Source organism: Ureibacillus suwonensis (assembly GCF_042655065.1).
GTDB classification, from domain to species: Bacteria; Bacillota; Bacilli; order Bacillales_A; family Planococcaceae; genus Ureibacillus; species Ureibacillus suwonensis.
Genome location: NZ_JBHSNQ010000142.1, coordinates 1 through 4,242 on the forward strand (window position 1 = coordinate 1; position 4,242 = coordinate 4,242).

A 4,242-nucleotide genomic window follows, 5' to 3' on the forward strand; every position below is an offset into this window, starting at 1 on the left:
AGAGAACAGCTATTCACGGAAGTTATGAAAACTTGCGTCAATTATCTTAATTGAACCGCCGTATACGGAACCGTACGTACGGTGGTGTGAGAGGACGGGAGTTAATCGCTCCCTCCTACTCGATTTTATTAGCTTGTAATCTTTTCATATGGAATTGATTTTTTATTGTTTTATCATTATAATGATAATGTACTCGAAGGTGAGAATAATTTTCATTCTCATTTGAAAATATAGGGAAAATTGGGGATAAAAAATGAGGCTATGGATGTTGATACTTACAGCAATCATCCTGTCGCTCGTTTCGCTGTTTATTGGCGCGATTGATATAAAACCGACTGATTTATTGGACTGGGAATCCCAGCAAACGCAAATATTCCTGATCAGTAGGGTGCCAAGGCTGATGGCGATTATTTTGGCAGGCGCAGGAATGAGTATTGCTGGTTTAATCATGCAAAGTTTAAGTCGCAATAAGTTCGTTTCACCAACTACAGCAGGCACATTGGATGCAGCAAAATTGGGAATTCTCATTTCCATCTTGTTGTTTTCACAAGCAGCATATATGGAAAAAATTCTTTTTAGCTTCATCTTTGCGTTCGGCGGTACCATTTTATTTATGCAAATTTTAGATCGCATCAAGTTTAAAGATGCCGTTTTTGTTCCGCTGATCGGTATCATGTATGGAAATATTTTATCTTCCATTACAACTTTCTTTGCATATGAGGGAGACTTGATTCAAAATATCAACACTTGGTTGATGGGCAGTTTTACATTGGTCATCTCCGGGCGGTATGAACTGCTGTATGTAAGTGTTCCTGCCATCCTATTGGCTTATTTATATGCAAATAAATTTACGGTTGCCGGAATGGGCGAGGATTTTGCCAAAAACTTGGGGCTCAGTTACAAAGCCGTATTGAATCTTGGTTTAATTCTTGTTGCCGTCATTTCAACGACAGTCGTATTGACGGTCGGTGTAATCCCTTACTTGGGGCTGATTGTTCCGAATATTGTGTCCCTTTATATGGGGGACAACTTGCGGAAAACGATTCCTCATACAATTATGTTAGGAATTGTGTTCCTGTTAATTTGCGACATTATTGGCCGGGTAGTGGTTTATCCTTTCGAAATTCCGGTCAATGTGACAGTCGCAGTAATAGGCAGTTTGCTCTTCTTAATCATGTTGTTTAGGGGGAGAGCATATGCGAAATAATATATTGAAACTCATCATTTTAGCGGTTATAGCAATCATTTGTATCTTGCTTTACGGATTTTATGATATCAAAGGCGGTTTCAGTTATGCTTTCCCTCGGCGTATGATGCGTGTTGGCGCGATGGTTGTAACCGGTTTTGCGATTTCTTATTCAACTGTCGTATTCCAGACAATCACCCATAACCGGATTTTGACCCCATCGATTATGGGGATTGATTCGATGTATCAAGTTGTCCAAACGCTCATTTTCTTCTTTGCGGGATCAGCGTCGATTTGGGTAGCGAATCAATATTTGAATTACTTTACGGCATTAATTGCAATGGTGGTTTTTGCCATTTTACTATACCGCACACTATTTAGAGCGGATAAGTATCCAATCTTTTTGCTTTTATTGATCGGGATGATCATTGGCACTTTCTTGGGAAGTCTCGTATCTTTCCTGCAAGTGTTGATCGATCCGGTGGAATATTTAAGTTTGCAGAACCTGTTGTTTGCAAGCTTTACGAGAATCAAAGTGGAACTTCTATACATTTCATGTGCCATTTTATTCATCGCTTTTATTGTTGGTTACAAATTGTTGCATCAATTGGATGTGGCGATATTGGGCCGGGAAAATGCCATTAATTTGGGCGTGAACTACGATCGTTTGGTAATGAATGTGCTGGTTTTATCTGCGGTGCTTATTTCAACATCGACGGCGCTGGTTGGACCGATCACCTTCTTTGGGTTGATTGTTGCAAATCTTTCTTATCATTTATTCACAACATATAAACATTCCGTTTTGATTTTAGGCGCCGGTTTAATCAGTGTGATTGCATTGGTTGGCGGACAGTTTTTAGTGGAACATGTTTTTGAATTCAACACCACTTTGAGTGTCATTATCAACTTTATTGGTGGAGTCTACTTCATTTATTTATTACTAAAGGAGAGTAGGGCTGCAAGATGATTGAAATTAAAGGGTTAACAAAAAAATACAACAATAAGCCAGTCATTAGTGATGTTTCATTGTCGATTAAGCCTCATGCAATTACTTCTTTCATTGGACCAAACGGTGCAGGGAAGTCTACATTATTATCCATGGTGAGCAGACTGATTGATGCAGATACAGGCGAAGTATTATTGGACCAACAAAATATTAAAAAATGGAAATCCAATGAATTCGCAAAACGTGTATCGATTTTAAAACAATCGAATTTTATTAATGTCCGTTTGACGGTAAGAGAATTAGTATCTTTTGGACGCTATCCTTATTCAAAGGGCCGTTTGACGCCTGAAGATGAGCAGCATGTAAATCAAGCCATTGAGTACATGAATTTGCAGGAAATAGAACACAAATTTTTGGACCAGTTATCTGGAGGGCAAAAACAGCGGGCATTTATTGCTATGGTTATTGCTCAAGATACGGATTATATTTTGCTTGACGAGCCATTAAACAATTTAGATATGAAGCATTCTGTGCAAATTATGAAGATTTTGCGCAAACTTGTTGATGAATTAAATAAAACGGTTGTGATTGTGTTACATGATATCAATTTTGCTTCCGTATACTCAGACTATATTGTGGCCCTAAAAGACGGAAAAGTTGTGAAAAATGGCCCTACTGAAGAGATTATTAACTCTGAAGCCTTGCGTGAAATTTATGACATGAATATTCCGGTTCAAGAACAAAATGGTTGTCGTATTTGTGTATACTTCAATTCTAATACGTGATCGTCAAAATGATTTAGAAAAGTGTTGCTACTTTTCTAAATCATTTTATTGAAAAGAAGAAAAAATATATTGACTAGCCTAAATTTGATAATTATAATTAGATTCAGTTATTGATAATGATTATCATTATCACCAAATAAACAAAAAGATAGGAGAGAACGATCAAATGAAACAATGGAAGCTTTTCGCAGTTATTCTAGCTATGTTCGTCATTGTTTTGGCTGCATGCGGTGACGAAAAAGCTGAACAAGACAAAAATACAAATACTGATGACACGAAACAAGAAGCAGCACAGGGAGAAAATGCTTCATTCCCAATCACTATCTCCTCTACAATTTCTGAAAGCAAAAACGAAGAGTCTGGTCAAACTACAGTATTTGATGATGTAACTTTCGAAAAAATGCCTGAAAGAATCGTTGTATTCGATTACGGTTTCTTAGATACGCTTGATGCTTTAGGCGTTGAAGGGATCGTTGGTGTTGCAAAAGATGGTACATTACCAGAATACCTTTCTAAATTTGGTAGCGATGAATATGCAAGCGTTGGAAACTTAAAAACTCCAAACCTTGAAGCCATTGCAGCATTAGAGCCAGATGCAATCTTTATTTCCGGTCGACAAGCAACTTACTATGAACAATTAAAAGAAATCACTGAAAACGTAGTATTCGTTGGTACTTCACAAGATAACTACTGGGGTACATTTGAAAAATCTGTTGATATCGCAGCAAAACTTTTCGGTAAAGAAAAAGAAGCTGAAGAGTACTTGGCAAAATTCGATGCAAAACTTGAAGAAATTAAAAATTTAGCTGGCCAATATAAAACTTCATTAGTAACAATGTATAACGAAGGAAAATTAGCTGGCTTTGGAACAAATTCTCGCTTTGGTTATGTTTACGACATTTACGGATTCACACCAGTAACTGATGATATTGAAGCATCAACTCACGGTTCAGATTTCGGCTTCGAATCTATCTTAAAATTCGACCCAGAAGTCTTATTTGTAATCGACCGTACTGCAGCGATAGGTGGACAATCCAACATCGAAGCGGACATGGAAAATGACATCATTAAACAAACTCAAGCTTACAAAAACGGTAAAATCGTTTACTTAGACGGTTCGCTTTGGTATTTGTCTGGTGGCGGTTTACAATCTGAAATGATGAAAATCGAAGAAATCTTAAACAAATTAAAATAATTTATAGGGGGCTGTCCAGAAAGTCGAACACTTTCTGAACAGCCTTACTTTTTATAGTAATATTCTCTTAAAAACTTTCCCTAGAGTGGTCACAAAACGCTCCTTCTCTACGCAATTTATCTGCGGCGAA

Annotated in this window: 4 protein-coding genes; all 4 read left to right on the top strand. The window is 37.4% G+C overall.

Annotation, left to right across the window (positions count from 1 at the left end; genetic code table 11):
- Positions 1-253 precede the first annotated feature (253 nt).
- Positions 254-1,207 (top strand): ABC transporter permease, encoded by a 954-nt coding sequence (locus ACFPOH_RS11360; protein WP_342471020.1) that lies wholly within the window; start codon positions 254-256, stop codon positions 1,205-1,207.
- A complete protein-coding gene (locus ACFPOH_RS11365; protein ID WP_390309718.1) occupies positions 1,197-2,153 on the top strand; it encodes an iron chelate uptake ABC transporter family permease subunit in 957 nt (318 codons plus the stop codon). Before ACFPOH_RS11360 ends, ACFPOH_RS11365 begins: the two co-directional genes overlap by 11 nt.
- Positions 2,150-2,917 (top strand): iron ABC transporter ATP-binding protein, encoded by a 768-nt coding sequence (locus ACFPOH_RS11370; protein WP_390309720.1) that lies wholly within the window; start codon positions 2,150-2,152, stop codon positions 2,915-2,917. Before ACFPOH_RS11365 ends, ACFPOH_RS11370 begins: the two co-directional genes overlap by 4 nt.
- Positions 2,918-3,083: 166 nt before the next feature.
- Positions 3,084-4,112, top strand: a complete 1,029-nt coding sequence (locus ACFPOH_RS11375) for a siderophore ABC transporter substrate-binding protein (protein WP_390309722.1) — start codon at positions 3,084-3,086, stop codon at positions 4,110-4,112.
- Positions 4,113-4,242 lie beyond the last annotated feature (130 nt).